Origin of the sequence: Bradyrhizobium sp. NBAIM14 (assembly GCF_020193895.1) — a bacterium.
Lineage (GTDB): Bacteria > Pseudomonadota > Alphaproteobacteria > Rhizobiales > Xanthobacteraceae > Bradyrhizobium > Bradyrhizobium yuanmingense.
In genome coordinates, this window is the sequence record NZ_JADYVQ010000018.1 from 97,545 (window position 1) to 113,412 (window position 15,868).

The 15,868-nt window shown below is 66.2% G+C and carries 13 protein-coding genes; 9 read left to right on the forward strand and 4 right to left on the reverse strand.

Translation table 11 applies throughout. From position 1 onward, the window contains the following. The first annotated feature begins 72 nt into the window (after positions 1 to 72). Entirely contained in the window at positions 73 to 1,269 is a 1,197-nt protein-coding gene (locus I6F28_RS30145; protein ID WP_225142569.1) for an MFS transporter, read from the forward strand. Here I6F28_RS30145 and dgcA read toward each other — a convergent pair. Further along, positions 1,239 to 2,234, reverse strand: coding sequence for an N-acetyl-D-Glu racemase DgcA (gene dgcA, locus I6F28_RS30150; protein ID WP_225142571.1), 996 nt, complete (start codon positions 2,232 to 2,234; stop codon positions 1,239 to 1,241). The two genes, I6F28_RS30145 and dgcA, sit on opposite strands and share 31 nt — an antisense overlap. A 130-nt stretch (positions 2,235 to 2,364) precedes the next feature. On the opposite strand from dgcA, the gene I6F28_RS30155 reads away from it, so the two are divergent. From I6F28_RS30155 to I6F28_RS30165, 3 genes are read left to right on the forward strand one after another with little or no spacing between them, the layout of a single operon-like run. Continuing rightward, complete coding sequence (locus I6F28_RS30155) at positions 2,365 to 3,498, forward strand: MlaE family ABC transporter permease (protein WP_036044530.1); 1,134 nt, start codon at positions 2,365 to 2,367, stop codon at positions 3,496 to 3,498. Positions 3,499 to 3,500: 2 nt separating this feature from the next. Beyond that, entirely contained in the window at positions 3,501 to 4,283 is a 783-nt protein-coding gene (locus tag I6F28_RS30160; RefSeq protein WP_036015555.1) for an ABC transporter ATP-binding protein, read from the forward strand. Between the two features lie 28 nt (positions 4,284 to 4,311). After that, complete coding sequence (locus tag I6F28_RS30165) at positions 4,312 to 5,178, forward strand: MlaD family protein (RefSeq protein WP_036015558.1); 867 nt, start codon at positions 4,312 to 4,314, stop codon at positions 5,176 to 5,178. Positions 5,179 to 5,321: 143 nt separating this feature from the next. Here the strand turns inward: I6F28_RS30165 and I6F28_RS30170 are convergent, their stop codons facing one another. Beyond that, positions 5,322 to 11,090, reverse strand: coding sequence for an apolipoprotein A-IV repeat region-like domain-containing protein (locus I6F28_RS30170; protein WP_225142573.1), 5,769 nt, complete (start codon positions 11,088 to 11,090; stop codon positions 5,322 to 5,324). A gap of 396 nt (positions 11,091 to 11,486) precedes the next feature. On the opposite strand from I6F28_RS30170, the gene I6F28_RS30175 reads away from it, so the two are divergent. Together I6F28_RS30175 and I6F28_RS30180 are read left to right on the forward strand one after the other, a co-directional pair. Next, entirely contained in the window at positions 11,487 to 11,861 is a 375-nt protein-coding gene (locus I6F28_RS30175) for an Hpt domain-containing protein (protein WP_225142575.1), read from the forward strand. A gap of 165 nt (positions 11,862 to 12,026) precedes the next feature. Next, positions 12,027 to 12,347 carry a 2Fe-2S iron-sulfur cluster-binding protein gene (locus I6F28_RS30180; protein ID WP_008143731.1) on the forward strand — a complete coding sequence of 107 codons (321 nt, stop codon included), beginning with the start codon at positions 12,027 to 12,029 and terminating at the stop codon, positions 12,345 to 12,347. Positions 12,348 to 12,477: 130 nt separating this feature from the next. On the opposite strand, the gene I6F28_RS30185 is transcribed toward I6F28_RS30180, so the two are convergent. Next, positions 12,478 to 12,945: an acyl-CoA thioesterase gene (locus tag I6F28_RS30185; protein ID WP_036030229.1), complete on the reverse strand. Its 468-nt coding sequence runs from the start codon at positions 12,943 to 12,945 to the stop codon at positions 12,478 to 12,480. Between the two features lie 182 nt (positions 12,946 to 13,127). Here I6F28_RS30185 and I6F28_RS30190 point away from each other — a divergent pair, with 182 nt between their 5' ends. The 3 genes from I6F28_RS30190 to I6F28_RS30200 all read left to right on the forward strand — a co-directional run bounded on the left by I6F28_RS30190 (position 13,128) and on the right by I6F28_RS30200 (position 15,534). Next, complete coding sequence (locus I6F28_RS30190) at positions 13,128 to 14,156, forward strand: NAD(P)/FAD-dependent oxidoreductase (RefSeq protein ID WP_036015581.1); 1,029 nt, start codon at positions 13,128 to 13,130, stop codon at positions 14,154 to 14,156. Positions 14,157 to 14,329: 173 nt separating this feature from the next. After that, on the forward strand, positions 14,330 to 14,923 hold the full coding sequence (locus tag I6F28_RS30195) for a DUF2147 domain-containing protein (RefSeq protein WP_036015584.1): 594 nt from the start codon (positions 14,330 to 14,332) through the stop codon (positions 14,921 to 14,923). Positions 14,924 to 15,180: 257 nt separating this feature from the next. After that, complete coding sequence (locus I6F28_RS30200; RefSeq protein ID WP_036015590.1) at positions 15,181 to 15,534, forward strand: hypothetical protein; 354 nt, start codon at positions 15,181 to 15,183, stop codon at positions 15,532 to 15,534. A 57-nt stretch (positions 15,535 to 15,591) separates the two neighbouring features. Here I6F28_RS30200 and I6F28_RS30205 read toward each other — a convergent pair whose 3' ends face one another. Continuing rightward, positions 15,592 to 15,861 (reverse strand): hypothetical protein, encoded by a 270-nt coding sequence (locus I6F28_RS30205; protein ID WP_036030219.1) that lies wholly within the window; start codon positions 15,859 to 15,861, stop codon positions 15,592 to 15,594. Positions 15,862 to 15,868: the final 7 nt, after the last annotated feature.

Genomic DNA, 15,868 nt, shown 5'->3' on the forward strand with positions numbered 1-15,868 from the left:
AATCTCGTCGCGCAAATCAGTGCGCGTTACTGTAACGATCACCACGATATCGACCGAATCGCAATTGGTTTGATGCAGTCCGAATCACAAATCCCCATCGCGGCAGCGACGAAGCGGCGATTCGCCGTGAGCCTCGCCGTGTTCTATTCGGCCTTCTTTGCGGTTCTGGGCACGCATGTGCCGTTCTTCCCGGTCTGGCTGAAGGCGATCGGCATCGACGCTGTCTGGATCGGCATCATCACCGCGCTGCCGGCGATCACGCGCTTCACCACGCTGCCGCAAGTGACCGCCTTTGCCGAAAAGCGACAGGCCATTCGCGCCGCCATCATGGTGTCGGCGCTGGCCACTGCGATCGGATTTACGATGGTCGGCCTGCAGCAGCAGCCGCTGGCGCTGTTCCTGATCTATGCGCTGACCTGCATGGTGTGGACGCCGACGATGCCGCTGACCGATGCCTATGCGTTGCGCGGTGTCGCCCGCTACGGGCTCGATTACGGACCCCTGCGGCTGTGGGGGTCGGCGGCGTTTGCCGCCGGCTCGCTCGCCTGCGGCTATCTCGTCGACGTCATCGCTCCGCGCGACCTGATCTGGGTCATCGTCGCCTGGGCCGTCGTCGCGGTTCTCGCCAGCCTGCTGCTGCAGCCGCTCGACGATCTCAGGCGGAGGGCGCCGGAGCGGCATGCCGGCAAGCCGCTGCTGCGCGATACAGCCTTCTGGGCCGTGATCGCGTCGGCGGCGCTGATCCAGAGCAGTCATATCGCCTTCTACACCTTCTCGGCCATCAACTGGCAGCTCCAAGGCATCAGCGGGCTGACCATCGCGGTGCTGTGGACGCTGGGCATCATGGCAGAGATCGTCGTGTTCGCGCTGTCGCCGCGCTTCTCGCTGCAGCCGTCCACGCTGATAGCCATCGGCGGCGTGATCGCCGTGCAGCGCTGGATCGTCACCGCGAGCGAGCCGCCGCTCGTGCTGCTCGCGATCGCCCAGCTCGGCCACGGCTTCAGCTTCGGCCTGACCATCGTCGGCACCATGAACCTTTTGGCGCAGCGCGTGTCTTCGCATCAGATCGCGCGCGGGCAGGGCTATTACGCCGCCTGCAACGGGCTCCTGGGGGCGGCGACGTCGATCGCATCAGGCGCGATCTACGCCCGCATCGGCGACAATGTCTATTACGTCATGGCCGCGATGGCCGCTGCCGGCGCCATTCTGATCTGGTCGGCGCGGCATCGCCTCACGGCTCAGCCCCAGAGCGAAGCGTCCGGCGGGTAGACCAGGCTGCCGTCATAACGCAGGCCGTGGTCGCGGTCGCGCGCCAGCAGCAAGGGGCCGTCGAGATCGACGAAGCGCGCCTGGGGCGTCACCAGCATTGCAGGCGCCATCGATAGCGAGGTCGCGACCATGCAGCCGATCATGATCTCGAAGCCGAGCGCCCGGGCAGCATCGGCCATGGCCAGCGCCTCGGTGAGGCCGCCGGTCTTGTCGAGCTTGATGTTCACGGCGTCGTAGCGATCGCGCAAAGGCGCAAGCGACTTGCGGTCATGCACGCTCTCGTCGGCGCAGACGGCGAGGGGGCGCCTGATCCGCGCCAAGGCTTCGTCGCGGCCTGCCGGCAGCGGCTGCTCCACCAGGGTCACGCCGGCAGCGGCGCAGGCGGCGAGATTGGTTTCGAGATTGGCCTCGGTCCAGGCCTCATTGGCATCGACGATCAGCTCGGCCTCAGGAGCGGCCTTGCGCACGGCGGCGATGCGCTCCGGATCGCCGTCGCCGCCGAGCTTGATCTTGAGCAGCGGACGGTGCGCCGCTTTGGCGGTCGCGGCTGCCATGGCCTCTGGGGTCGCTAACGAGATCGTGTAAGCCGTGGTGCGCTCTTCCGGGGCCGGGCGGCCCAGCAGGTTCCAGGCGCGCAAGCCCGCCGCCTTGGCCTCGAGGTCGATCAGGGCGCAATCCAGGGCGTTGCGGGCCGCACCTGATGGCATTGCGGCCTGGAGGGTCTCTCGCGTCAGCCCGCCCGCGACGGCCTCCTGCATGGCCTGGATCGCAGCCAGCGTCGCCTCCGGCGTCTCGCCGTAGCGGGGATAGGGCACGCATTCGCCGCGGCCGGTCAGGCCGCCCCGGCTGACCTCCGCCACGACCGTGACGGCCTCGGTTTTGGCGCCCCGGCTGATGGTAAAGCTGCCGGCGATCGGGAAGCGCTCGATTCGCGTCGCCAGAGCTGCAAATTTCATGGAAGTCATTTTGAACTCTGGCGAAATCTGAACCTGCTAGTTACCTCTAGCAACTAACATTAACCCTTGGGGATACCTTCTCTGGGTAAGGGCGCGTGCGCAACCATCTGATTTTCTCCGCCCCGGCACGGGAGCGGACATGAGTGGCGATCCGAAGCTGGAACGGATTGCCAAGGGCAACGCCCTGGCACTGTGCGCCACCGGCACCTGGACCGCGAGCTTTGCGCCGGTCCTGGAGCGGATGGTCGCCGACGCCGAGAAGCTTGCAGACACCCCGCAAAGCATCTTCATCGACGTCTCCGAGGTCGCCAAGCTCGACACGTTCGGCGCCTGGCTGATCGAGCGGCTGCGCCGCAGCCTGACCAAGGGACCCGTCGAGGCGCAGATCGCGGGGCTCTCCGCCAATTATTCCAGCCTCGTGGACGAGGTGCGGCGGGTCAGGGGGGCGGCCGTGGTCGACAGCGACCCGATCACCATCTCCGGCATGCTGGAGCAGATCGGCCGGACCGTGGCCGGCGTCGCCGGTACGGTGGCAGGCCTCGTCGACATGCTGGGCGCCGTGCTCGCGGCGTGGTTTCGCGTCCTGATCCATCCGCGCTCGTTCCGCCTGACCTCGACCGTGCACCACATGGAGCAGGTCTGCTGGCGCGCGGTGCCGATCATCGTGCTGATCACCTTCCTGATCGGCTGCATCATCGCGCAGCAAGGCATTTTCCATTTCCGCAGGTTCGGTGCCGACATCTTCGTCGTCGACATGCTCGGCGTGCTGGTGCTGCGTGAGATCGGCGTGCTCCTGGTCGCGATCATGGTCGCGGGCCGTTCGGGCAGCGCCTACACCGCCGAGCTCGGCTCGATGAAGATGCGCGAGGAAATCGACGCGCTGCGCACCATGGGGTTCGACCCGATCGAGGTCCTGGTGCTGCCGCGCATGATGGCGCTGGTGCTGGCGCTGCCGATCTTGGCGTTTCTCGGCGCCATGGCCGCGCTCTATGGCGGCGGTCTGGTGGCCTGGCTCTATGGCGGCGTTCAGCCGGAGGCCTTCCTGCTGCGCCTGCGCGACGCCATCTCGATCGACCATTTCATCGTCGGCATCGTCAAGGCGCCGGTGATGGCCGCCGTGATCGGCATCGTCGCCTGCGTCGAAGGGCTCGCCGTGCAGGGCAGTGCGGAATCGCTGGGTCAGCACACCACCGCGTCGGTGGTGAAGGGCATCTTCTTCGTCATCGTCATGGACGGCATCTTCGCCATCTTCTTCGCCTCGATCGGGATGTGACGATGGCAAGAGAAACTCAAAGCGAGATCCAGGACCCGATCATCCGCGTCCGCGGCATCACCGTGCAGTTTGGCTCAACGCGCGTGCTGGACGGGCTCAACCTCGACGTCAAGCGCGGCGAGATTTTGGGATTTGTCGGCCCCTCGGGCGCGGGCAAGTCGGTGCTGACGCGCACCATCATCGGCCTCGTGCCGAAGGTCGCGGGCTCCATCGAAGTGTTCGGCGTTGACCTCGATTCATCGAGCGCGTCGCAGCGGCGCAATGTCGAGCGGCGCTGGGGCGTCCTGTTCCAGCAGGGCGCGCTGTTCTCATCGCTGACCGTGCGGCAGAACATCCAGTTTCCGATGCGCGAATATCTGCGCGTCTCGCAGCGGCTGATGGACGAGATCACCATGGCCAAGCTCACGATGGTCGGCCTCAAGCCCGAGGTCGCCGAGCGTTTCCCGTCCGAACTCTCCGGCGGCATGATCAAGCGCGTGGCGCTGGCGCGTGCGCTGTCGCTCGATCCCGACCTCGTCTTCCTGGACGAGCCGACCTCCGGCCTCGATCCGATCGGCGCGGGCGACTTCGACGAGCTGGTTCGGACCCTGCAGCGCACTTTGGGGCTGACGGTTTTCATGGTAACCCACGACCTCGACAGCCTATACACAGCATGTGACCGCATCGCCGTTTTAGGGAACGGTAAGATCATTGCGGCAGGGTCGATCGCCGACATGCAGGCCTCGCAGCATCCCTGGCTGAGGCAGTATTTTCATGGCAAGCGCGCCCGCGCGGTCATGGGTTGAGAGCTGGGTTGAGTAGCCGGAGCACCTGATGGAAACGCGGGCGAACTACATTTTGATCGGCTCGTTCACGCTGGCGGTGATCGCCGCCGCGATCGGCTTCGTGCTGTGGTTTCAGTCGCTGCACACGACCAAGCAGCGCAGCCCCTTGCGCGTCGTGTTCGAGGGCCCCGCGGCGGGGCTGCGCAACGGCGGCAGCGTCAATTTCAACGGTATCAGGGTGGGCGAGGTGGTCTCGGTGAAGCTGGACAACCCGCGGCGGGTTGTCGCACTCGCCATGATCGAGAATAACGCCCCGATCCGCAAGGATACCCTGGTCGGCCTCGAATTCCAGGGTCTCACCGGCGTTGCGGCGATCTCGCTGAAGGGCGGCGAGGAGGCCGCGCCGGCTCCGCCGCTCGACCAGGACGGCATCCCGACGCTCACGGCCGACCCCAACAAGCTCCAGGATGTCACCGAGGCGATCCGCGCCACGCTGCAGAACGTCAACAAGATCGTCGCCGACAATCAGGAATCGGTGAAGAACTCGCTGAAGAACCTCGAGACCTTTACCAACTCGCTGGCGCGCAATTCCGAAAAGATCGACGCCGTGATGGCCAAGGTCGATGGCGTCATGCTCAAGGCCGACAATCTCATGCTCGGCCTCAACACGCTGGCCGGCGGCAAGGACGGCGGCGAGCTGTTCCAGGCGGTGAAGTCGATCCGCGAGCTAGCCGAAGATTTCGACAAGCGCTCGGGCGCTCTGATGGCCGACGGCCGCCGCACCCTCGGCGACATTAGCCGCGCCGTGAACAATTTCGACCGCAACCCGACCCGCGTCCTGTTCGGCGCCAGCAACTCGTCGCAGCCCGCCCCGCCGCCCGAGCCGCCGAAGCCTGCGGCAGCGCCGAGGCGGTAGGCGGTAGGAAAGCGCGAATGGGGAGTGGCGAATAGCGAGTAGCGTATACAGCCTTCCTCACGGATCGATCCCAAACAAAAACGGAGCCCGCGAGGGCTCCGTTTTCATTCGCTATTCGCAATTCGCCATTGGCGAGCTTCCGCTCACCCCAGCCGGCCCGCCGCGTGCGCGAGCAGGGTGTAGACCAGGCCCGTTTCCGAGATCAGGTGGCTGCGCAGCTCCTGCGGGCCGCGGCCGTCGCGGGCGACTTCGTCGAGCAGGCGCTCGAACTCGGCGACGTAGCGGTCGACCGTGCCCTTGAAGTTGCGGTCGGCGCGGTACTTGCGGGCGACCTCGTCGAAGGCCTTCTGGCCGGCGGGCGTGTACAGGCGCTTGGTGAAGGCCTTGTTCTCGCCGCGCTGGTAGCGGTCCCACATCTCGGCGGCGAGGTTGCGGTCCATCAGCCGGCCGATGTCGAGCGACAGCGATTCCAGCGGATTGCTGCTTGCCTGCGGCGCCTGCGGCTGCGGCGCGGGTGCCGCGCGGCCACGCGGGGCCTGGCCGGCCGGTGCGCCCTGATTGGCGTCGGTGCGGTTGAGCAGGTCCGACAGCCAGCCGTCACGGCCCTGGTCGCTGCCAGCGGGCGCGACCGGCGGCGCTTCGGTGCGGCGCCCGGCCGGCATGCCGAGGTCCGGCGGCGGCAGCGTCGAGGCGCTGCCGATGTCGCGCATGCGGGTCTCGGGAGCCCGGCCGCCGACGGCGGCCAGCACCGGCTCTTCCTGGCGTTGCACGCTGGCGCGGCCCGCCGTGGTGACGTCGAGCCCGCGGCCGTGCTGGGCCACGATGCGGTTGAGCTCGGCGAGCGCCTCGATCTGGTCGACGATCACCTTGCGCATCTGCGCCGTGCTCTCGGCGGCCTCCTGCGGCATCTCGAGTACGCCGCGGCGCAGCTCGTTGCGGGTGGCTTCGAGCTCGTTGTGCATCTCCAAAGCCATCTGCTTCATGCTGGCGACGAGGTTGGTGAACTTCTCGGTCGACTGCTTGAACATCGTATCCGCCTCGTCCGTGGTCTGGCGGTAGATGTCGTGCATGGCCTCGATGGTCTGCCGGTGCTCCTCTTCGGACGCCGCGCGCACCGCCTCGAACTGGCGGGTGATCGCGGCCGAGCCTGCGCCGGCGGTCTCGGCGACGACGCGGGCGATGTCGCGGGCGCGCTCTTCGGCCGCGGCAAGCGATTCATCGAGCAGGCCGGTGAAGCGCGACAGCCGCTGGTCGAGATCGGCCGTGCGCAGGTCGATCGTTGTGACGAGCGATTCCAGTGCCTGCTTGCGTTCGGCGAGCGAGGCAGTGGTGTTCTTGTTGCTCTGCTCGACGACCTGCGCGGCCTCGACCAGCGCCTGGCCATGCTTGTCGAACTGGGTCGACAGCTCGCCGAGATCCTGCAGCGCCTTCGTGGTCTTGCTGTTGAAGACGTTGAGCTGCTCTTCCAGGTTCTGCGTCGCCGCGCCGTTGCGCGAGGTGACGTCGTTCATCGCCGAGACGAAGTCGGCGACGCGGGTCACCAGCGCCCGCTCGAGCGAGTTGAGGTTGTCGTGCGCACCGGTCAGCACCTCCTGGAGCAGGATGTTGCCTTCGCGCAGGCGCTCGAACAGGGCGACCGTGTCGGTGCGCAGGATCTTGCTGGTCTCCTGCATCTCCGTGACGGCCGCGATCGAGACCTGGCGCGACTGGTCGATCGCGGAACGCGAGGCCTGCTCGAGGTCCTTGAGCGACTTGCCGACGGCGCTGGTGGCGACCTCGCTCGCCGCGTTGATGGTGCGGGCGACTTCCGAGCCGTTGCCCATCATGGTCTGCGAGAAGGCCTGGCCGCGCGTCTCGATCGACTTCAGCGCGTCGGAGGTGACGCGGTCGATGTCGAGCGTGAGCTGGCTGGTCTTCGAGCCGATCGCGTCGACCAGTGCGCCGCGCTTGGCGTCGATCATGTTCGACAGGCGGTCGGCCTGCTGCTGCACGTAGGTGACGATCTCGTCGGTCTTGCCGGTCATGGCCTGACCGAAGCTGGAGCTGGCGGCGAGCACCGAGCGCTCGACGTCGGCCGAGCTCGACTTGACGCGCGAGCTCGCCTCGTTGGAGGCGGAGATCAGCGCGTTCTGGGCGTTGAGCGCGCTGGTCTGGATATCGTTGGTCGCGTTGGCGGCGGCCGCGCTCAGCGTACGCTCGATCTCGGTCGAGATCGTGCGGATCTGGCTCGCGGCGTCGGCCGAGGTAGAGGTCAGCGAGATCTGGGCTTCACGCGCGCTGTTGAGGATGGTCGAGGCGGTGTCGGCGCCGACCGCGGTCAGCGTGCGCTCGATGTCCGTCGTCAGCGACTTGATCTGGCCCGCCGCATCGGTCGAGGCGGAGATCAGCGTACCCTGGGCCTCGCGCACGCCGCTGGTGAGCGCCTCGATGGTGGCGCCGCCGGCGGTCGCCAGCGCGCGCTGCATCTCGGCCGCAAGCGAACGGACCTGGCTGGTTTGTTCTGCGGAGACAGCAAGAAGGGTGCTCTGGGCGTCGCGGGCGCTGGTGGTGATCGTCTCGGCGGCGGTCTGGCCGACCTGCGAGAGCGAGCGATGCACTTCGGCTGCGAGCGACTTGACCTGGCTCGCCGCGTCCGAGGACGCCGTCACCAGCGTGCTCTGGGCCTCGCGGGCGCCGCTCATGATGGTCTCGGCCGTCGAGGTGCCCGCCATCGTCAGCGAGCGCTGCACGTCCGAGGACAGCGCCTTGATCTGGTTTGCGGTCTCGGTCGAGGCCGCGATCAGCGTGCTCTGCGCATCGCGGGCGCCGGCGGTGATCGACTCCGCCGTGGCGGTGCCGGCCATCGACAGCGAGCGCTGCACGTCGGCGGTGAGCGTCTTGACCTGGCTCGCCGCATCCGAGGACGCGGTGACAAGGGTGGTCTGCACCTCGCGGGCGCCGGCCAGGATCGAGGCCGCGGTGGCGGAGCCCGCCGCCGACAGCGTGCGCTCGACATCGGCCGCGAGCCCCTTGATCTGGGTGGAGGCTTCGCCCGAGGCCGCAACCAGCGTCGACTGCGCTTCGCGCGCGCTGGTCAGGATCGAGTTCGCCGCACCGGTGCCGACTGCGGTCAGCGCCTGCTCGACCTCGGCGGAGGTCATCTTGAGCTGGGCGTTGACATCGGAGGAGACCGTCAGCAGCGACTGCTGGGCGGTGCGCGCGCCGGTCTGGATGGTCTCGCTGGTGTTGACGACGAGGTTGGTGAGCGAGCGCTCGGCGTCCTCGACATGCGAGCGGATCGCGGTCGAGATCATCTCGGCGCGGGACATCATGTCCTCGCTGGCCTGGCGTCCGCTGCTTTCGATGCGGCCGGCCACGGCCTCGACGCGCGAGCCGAGCAGATCCTCGAACTGAGCCACGCGCACGTCGATGTCGCTGGCGACCGAGCCGACCTTGGTCTCGATGGCTTGCTGGATCTCCTGGAAGCGTGCCGTGACCGTGTCGGTCAGATGCGTGCTGCGGCCGTCGATGATCTCGGTGACGCCGGTGATGCGGCGGTCGACCGCCTCGATCGCCTGCGCGGTGCCGTCGGTGAGCGTCGAGGTCAGCAGCGTCAGGCGCGTGTCGATCGACTGCACGGCCTGCGATGCGCCGTTGGTCACGGCGGTGGTCAGGTAGGTGAGGCGGGAGTCGATGGATTCGAGCGCCTGCGTCGCGCCACCCGTGAGCGTGGTCGTGAGGTGGGTCAGGCGGGTGTCGATCGACTGGATGGTCTGCGATGCGCCGTCGGTCAGCGAGCTCGTGAGGTGGTTGAGGCGCGCATCGATGGTTTCAATGGCCTGCGAGGCACCGTCGGTGAGCGAGCTCGTGAGGTGATTGAGCCGTGCATCGATTGTTTCGATGGCCTGCGACGCCCCGCCGGTCAGCGACGTCGTGAGGTAGGTGAGGCGGGAGTCGATAGACTGGATCGCCTGCGCGGCACCGTCGCTCAGCGACGTCGCCAGCGTGTTGATGCGTCCGTCGATGGTCTCGGTCATCGACTTCGCGCGGCTGTCGAACGACAGCTCGAGCGCGGCGACGCGGCCGACGAGCTGCTCGTCGAAGGTCCTGATGTGGCCTTGGATGGTGCCGTCGAGGCTGGCGATCTTGCCGTTCAGCGAGGCGTCGATATTGCCGACGCGTTCGCCGATCGTGGTCTCGAACTGCACGAGGCGCTGGTCGAGCACCGCCGTGATCTGGCCGCCGTTCGACGTGAAGCGGGTGTCGAAATCGTCGACATAGGTCTTCAGTGTCTCGGCGATGTCCTGCGTGCGCTGGCCCATGCGCTCGACGATCTCGCCGCCGAAGGTCTTCACGGTGCGGTCGAATTCGGAGATGTGGCGGGTGATCAGCGCGCCCAGCGTGCCGGAATCGCGGGCGAACTTCTCGACCAGCTCGGTGCCCTGGTTCCGCACCAGCTCGTCGAACGCGCTCATCTGCAGCGACAGCGAATCGTGCGCGGTCTCGGTCTGGCTGACGACCTTGGCGACCAGGGCGTTGACGGTGGCGTCGAGCGCTTCGCTGGCCTTGTCGCCGCTCGTCATGATCTGGCCGGCGAGGCGGTTGCCGGCGTCGTCGATCTTGGCGGAGATGTCGTTGGAACGCAGCTCGAGCTCGAGCAGCAGCGAGTCCGATGAGTTCTTCAAGGAATCGTGCACCTGCTCGGTACGCTCGGAGATGCCGTCGACGATCGCGGCGGAACGCTGCTCGAACTCGCCGGTGATGCGGTCGATGCGCTCGTTCAGCATCTCGTGGACGCGGTCGGCGAGGTCGACGAACTCGTCGTGGACGTGGCCGGTCTTGAAGTTGAGGCTCGTGGTCAGCCGCTCGCTGGCGTCGAGCACGGCGCGCGTGGTCTCGTTGCTGGCCTCCTCGAGACGGTCGAGCAGGTCGCCGCCGCGCTCGCCAAGCGCCAGGATCATGTTGTCGCCGGCGTTGCTCAGCGCCTGGGTGATGTGGGCGCCGCGCTCTTCCAGAGCGCCGGTGATCGACTTGGCGACCTCGTCGACGCGGGAGGCGATCGCGTCCGAGATCAGCGCGATGTCGTGGCGCAGGTCGATCTGCACGCCGGAAATGGCGCTGCGAACCTGCTCGGCCTGGCCGACCAGGTTGTCGCGCTGATGCGCGATGTCCTGGAGCAAAGCGCGGATGCGCACCTCGTTGTCGGAATAGGCGCGTTCGAGCGCGGCGACCTCATTGGCGACCAGCGTCTCGAGCTCACCGGCGCGCGCGATCGCACGCTCGATGCCGTCGCCCATCGCCGCGACCTCGCGGCGGATGGCCTGGCCGACGGTGACCATGGAATCGGAGGCCGAGCCTTCCGGCTCGGAGAAGCGGATCGCGACCTGCGCCATCGCCTGCGCGATCATGCGCATTTCCTGGCCGCGCCAGACGAGGCTCGCGAGGAAGTAGAACAGCATGACCGGTGCGAAGAACATCGCGACGAGGCCGGCGATCACGAGCACGCCGCCGCTCTGGCCCATGGCGGCCTGGATCGAGGGCAGGAAGCCGAAGGTCAGCGCAGCGCATGCGGCGAGCCAGATGCCGGCGAAGATGGTGGCGAAGGTGTAGACGCTGCGGGCAGGGCGGCCCTTCTGCAGCGCCTGGAGCAGCTGGCCGATGGTCTCGCGATCGTCGTTGGCGGCGCGGCGCGCGGTGCGCGGCTCCTCGACCGGGTCGAACACGGTCGAGCGCTCGTTGGCGGCGGGGCGCGGCTCGAAGCTCGGCTCGTCGAAGACCGGAGGCGCGGCCGGCGGCACCGGGGGCGCCGTTTCGTTGCGCATTGCGGCGTTGCGGCTGGTATCGGCCGCGGTGTCGCTGATGTTCAGAGCTTCCTGGATTGCAGAAAGCGCAACTTCTGTAGGGTCTTTGACCTTTTTCGGAGTGTTCGCCATGTTCAGTCCGAGCCCTCGTTACTTGTACGCGTCCCCCCGCGAGCCCTGCGCGCGACGCAAGCCCACAGACCGGATCATGCCGCTTGCGCGGATCTCCGAGCCGTCCCCACCCGGACGGCTTGTCCGCCAATTTCTGCAACATCCTATTGGCAGAGCGTCGCGAATGAAATGCCCGCGATTAAGACATTCTTAATCATCGTTAACAGGATCGCGCCGTAACGCCTTAGCAATCAACGCAATTCTCAACCGGACTCGGCCAATTGCGGCAACTTTTCGTCAATAAACCGGCGGATCTGCGTCAAATCCCCCAAACATTTCGTTAACCATTTCCATGCTTGGGTGAGGGGAATCTGACCGCCGGACCGGCGGCCGTCGCGCGAAGCCGGGGCCTGCGCCATGACGCCTGACCTGCAAGGGATGGACTGGATGCCTTCGCCCCCGCTTGCGCCCATCGACAGCCCGCTCGACCTCGATCACCTCTCTCGAATGACGCTCGGCGACGCTGAGCTGGAGCAGGAAGTGCTGGCCATGTTCGCGGAGCAGGCGGCCCGTCTGCTCGCGGCGATGACCGCATTGCCGGCCGAGACCGGCACGCTTGCGCACAAGCTCAAGGGTTCGGCGCGCGGGATCGGCGCCTTTGCGGTCGCTGATGCCGCTGCCAGCCTGGAGACTGCGATCCGGACCGGCCATGGCCGGCCCCACGCCTTCGCCGCGCTGAAAGAGGCGGTGGCCGAGGCCCGCGCTGCCATCGCAGCGATGCTGAAGCGTTGAGCCGATACGTCCGGAGCCGGGCTCTAGTCGCTTGTTTTGACGCGTTTTCTTCCCGCAAAGCGGGAATCATTTGGCTTCAAAACGCTATGGCGCCGGGCTGACCGACCCGTTATAGGACAGCCGGGACCCTCCTTCATTCAAAGCACCGCGGCAGCACGAGCACACATGGCCAAGATTCACTTTGTCGACCACAAGGGCGAAACCCGCACGGTGGAAATCGAGAACGGCGCAACCGTGATGGAAGCTGCGATCCGCAACAGCATTCCCGGGATCGAGGCCGAATGCGGCGGCGCCTGCGCCTGCGCAACCTGCCATGTCTATGTCGACGAAGCCTGGCGCGAGAAGGTCGGCAGCCCGACGCCGATGGAAGAGGACATGCTCGACTTCGGCTTCGACGTGCGCCCGAATTCGCGCCTGTCTTGCCAGATCAAGGTCTCCGACGAGCTCGACGGCCTCGTCGTGGCGACGCCCGAGCGCCAGGCCTGATCCGTCTCCAAGCAGACTGTCCAAGTCGACTAAAGCGCGATGCGATTAGGATGAATCGTCATCGCGCTTTAGGTTATTGTTTGAGCATGATCTTTTCGGAAAACCGCTACACACTTTTCCGGATCATGCTCTAAATGCTCGGCGGCGCGACCTCGATGCCGCGCTTGTGCCAGGGTCTGAGCTTCTCGATCACCTCTGCGGTCAGCGGCGCCGGTCGCCGCGTCGCCTCGTCGAGCAGGACGCCGACCGACGTCGCCGACGCAATGCACGTGCCGTTCGAGAACACGACCTGCTCGAATGTCACCGACGTTCGCCCGAGCTTGACCACGCCGAGGCCGAGCTCGATCGAGCCGGGCCAGTGCAGCTCGGCGCGAAAATGCATGTCGAGCCGCACCATGATCCAGGCGAGCCCCGGCGGGGTCAGTCCGTATTCGGGAAGCTTCATCAGCGTGACACGGCCGGTCTCGAAATATGTGGCATAGACCGCGTTGTTGACGTGCTGGTTCGGGTCGAGGTCGCCGAACCGGACGTTGTCGCTGAGACGAAACGGAAAGTCCTCAAGGCGCGGGGTCGTGTCGAGGCGGGCTGGCGCGTTCACCGATTGATCTCCGTCATATCCATCCTCGTTACAGCCCAGTTATTTTGGCCCGGCAAGTGGGCGCGGCTGCGGGGCGATCCCGCTTTTATGCCTTTCCTGTTCCATCCCCGTTGGCTAGACAGGCAGGGTCACCTCTGCCCAACGGGCGCCGTCCAACCGATAACGATCGATAAAGAGACGACATGAGCGACGTGATCAAAACCGATGTGCTGATTATTGGGGCCGGGCCGTGTGGTCTGTTCGCCGCCTTCGAGCTCGGCCTTCTCGACATGAAGGCGCATTTCGTCGACATCCTCGACAAGGTCGGCGGCCAGTGTGCCGAGCTCTATCCGGAAAAGCCGATTTACGACATTCCCGGCATTCCCCAGGTTTCGGGGCAGGGGCTGACCGACGCGCTGATGGAGCAGATCAAGCCGTTTCATCCGACCTTCCATCTCGGCGAGATGGTCGAGACCGTGGAGAAGATCGGCGATCCCTTGTTTCGCTGCACCACGGATGCCGGCAAGGTGTTCGAATGCAAGGTGGTGGTGATCGCGGCCGGCGGCGGCTCGTTCCAGCCCAAGCGCCCGCCTGTGCCCGGTATCGAGGCCTATGAAGGCACCTCGGTGCATTACGCCGTGCGCAAGATGGAGACGTTCCGCGACAAGAGCGTGCTGATCGTCGGCGGCGGCGATTCCGCGCTCGACTGGACGCTCAATCTGCATCCGATTGCGAAGCGCATCACGCTGCTGCATCGGCGCGACGAGTTTCGCGCCGCGCCCCATAGTGTCGAGCAGATGCGCGCGCTGGTTGCCGGCGGCAAGATGGATCTGCGGCTCGGCCAGGTCACCGCGCTCTCCGGCGCTGACGGAAAGCTCACCGGCGCCACCGTCAAGGGCAACGACAACAGCGTCACCGAAATCGCTTGCGACACCATGCTGCCGTTCTTCGGGCTGACCATGAAGCTCGGCCCGGTCGCGAATTGGGGCATCGCGCTGGAGAACAATCTGGTGCCTGTCGAGACGTCCGCGTTCGAGACCAATGTGCCGGGCATCTTCGCGATCGGCGACATCAACACCTATCCCGGCAAGATCAAGTTGATCCTGTGCGGCTTCCACGAGGGCGCGCTGATGTCGCAAAAAGCCCATCGCTATGTCTATCCGGAGAAGCGGCTCGTGTTCCAGTACACGACCTCGTCCTCCAGCCTGCAAAAGAAGCTCGGTGTCAACTGACGGAAGCGTTCGGGGCGGCGATGCCCCATGTTTCTGGTGCTGGAACCGTTCGTGAAATCGCCGTAGTCTGCGGCCATTCCGGTCATAGGCTTGGCCAGGTTTTTGGCTTAGCACAGTTTGGCTCTGCGAAGTCTTGGCTCAGCAAAGGTGATTGGCTCAGCAAGGTGATCATAATGCGGACTCTCGTTTCCAGCTTTCGGCTGCCCTCCTTCCTGGCGCTCGCATTGTCGCTCGCGATCGTGACGCCGTGCGCGGCGCAGACCGCCGAGCCCACTGCGGCGGGCCTTTGGCAGAAGGTCGAAGACGGCAGGACGGTCGGATGGTTCCTCTTCGTAGATCGCAACGGCGTCTTCGAAGGTGTGATCGCCAAGACCTTCCCGCGGCCAACCGACGACCCGAATGAGGTCTGCTCCAAGTGCACCGACGATCGCAAGAACGCTCGGGTGCTCGGCATCTCCTTCGTCCGCGACATGAAGCGCGAAGGATTGAAGTACGAGGGCGGCAACGTGCTCAATCCGCGCGACGGCCAGATCTGGAAGGCCAACATGCGGGTCAGCCCCGACGGTCAGACCCTGACGTTGCGCGGCTATCTCGGCATCGCGCTGCTCGGCAAGGACGAGACCTGGACGCGCCTGCCCGATGCCAACATCGCGCAGGTCGATCCGGCCATCGTCGCAAAATACTTGCCCGCGCAGGCTGCAGCCGCCAAGCAACCGGCGCCCGCGGCGAAGAAGGGCGGCGCGATGATGGCGCCGGCAAAGCAGTAAGGGCGCAAGCCGCGCGCTGCGCGGTCCCAATGGCCCTAGCGCAGGGTCTCCAGCCTGTGCGGCCACCTTCGCCGAAGGGCGAACGTGCCTCGGGCGCCCTCCAGTAGTTCCCCGGAATGCGCGCTGGCGCTGGATTTGCATAGCTGTCGGCAAAGCTGCTGGGGGAGCGAGTCGCCGTCTCCACGCCTGCCGCGCACCATGCGGAAGGCGGACGGCAGCGTTTGCCCCGCGGTGATCACTTCGACCGCGGAGACCACATGAAACGTGCAAGACAGTGTGCCGCCGTGCTGCTGGGGCTGGCGGTTCTGACGCATGCGGCGCTGGCGCGCGACGACGGCCGCTTCGCCAACTCGCCCCTGAAACCCTGGTTCGAGAGTCTGCGTAGCGAGTTCGGGCTATGCTGCTCGGATGCCGACGGCTACGTCATCGCCGACGTCGATTGGGAGTCCGATCGCGGTCGCTACCGCGTGCGCATCGACGACGAGTGGGTCGTGGTGCCTGACGGCGCCGTGATCACCGTCCCGAACAAGATCGGCCGCACCATGGTGTGGAAGCACTATATCGACGGCCATCCGCGCGTGCGCTGCTTCATGCCGGGCAGCATGACGTAGAGGCGCGTGGCCATTCCGGCCGGCGCGGAGCGCCGAGCCGGAACGACAACGCCAAGCTTAGCGCGCCTGGTTGTTCGAACCCGCGCTCGCGAGCTGCTTGATCCGCGGCGACAGCACGGCGACCTGCACGGGCGAGGCCGGCATGCCGGCGACGATCATCGCGGGGCTCGCAGACTGCTCCTGGACGCCGGCGCCGCCGAGCACTTGCACTTGCGTTGTCGTGATCGGAAACGACGTCACTTCATAGGAGGGAAGCTCGCTGGCGAACGCGGCGGCCGAGCTCGCAATCATGGCGCCGGCAACGGCAATCATCGAGAGAACACGCATTGGAAAA

What these genes read in the sequence shown, in the direction of transcription:
- I6F28_RS30190 (WP_036015581.1), top strand. Translation starts at nt 13,128, where the DNA reads ATGAGCGACGTGATCAAAACCGATGTGCTGATTATTGGGGCCGGGCCG.
- dgcA (WP_225142571.1), bottom strand. Translation starts at nt 2,234, where the DNA reads ATGACTTCCATGAAATTTGCAGCTCTGGCGACGCGAATCGAGCGCTTC.
- I6F28_RS30175 (WP_225142575.1), top strand. Translation starts at nt 11,487, where the DNA reads ATGACGCCTGACCTGCAAGGGATGGACTGGATGCCTTCGCCCCCGCTT.
- I6F28_RS30195 (WP_036015584.1), top strand. Translation starts at nt 14,330, where the DNA reads ATGCGGACTCTCGTTTCCAGCTTTCGGCTGCCCTCCTTCCTGGCGCTC.
- I6F28_RS30180 (WP_008143731.1), top strand. Translation starts at nt 12,027, where the DNA reads ATGGCCAAGATTCACTTTGTCGACCACAAGGGCGAAACCCGCACGGTG.
- I6F28_RS30170 (WP_225142573.1), bottom strand. Translation starts at nt 11,090, where the DNA reads ATGGCGAACACTCCGAAAAAGGTCAAAGACCCTACAGAAGTTGCGCTT.
- I6F28_RS30200 (WP_036015590.1), top strand. Translation starts at nt 15,181, where the DNA reads ATGAAACGTGCAAGACAGTGTGCCGCCGTGCTGCTGGGGCTGGCGGTT.
- I6F28_RS30155 (WP_036044530.1), top strand. Translation starts at nt 2,365, where the DNA reads ATGAGTGGCGATCCGAAGCTGGAACGGATTGCCAAGGGCAACGCCCTG.
- I6F28_RS30165 (WP_036015558.1), top strand. Translation starts at nt 4,312, where the DNA reads ATGGAAACGCGGGCGAACTACATTTTGATCGGCTCGTTCACGCTGGCG.
- I6F28_RS30145 (WP_225142569.1), top strand. Translation starts at nt 73, where the DNA reads ATGCAGTCCGAATCACAAATCCCCATCGCGGCAGCGACGAAGCGGCGA.
- I6F28_RS30205 (WP_036030219.1), bottom strand. Translation starts at nt 15,861, where the DNA reads ATGCGTGTTCTCTCGATGATTGCCGTTGCCGGCGCCATGATTGCGAGC.
- I6F28_RS30160 (WP_036015555.1), top strand. Translation starts at nt 3,501, where the DNA reads ATGGCAAGAGAAACTCAAAGCGAGATCCAGGACCCGATCATCCGCGTC.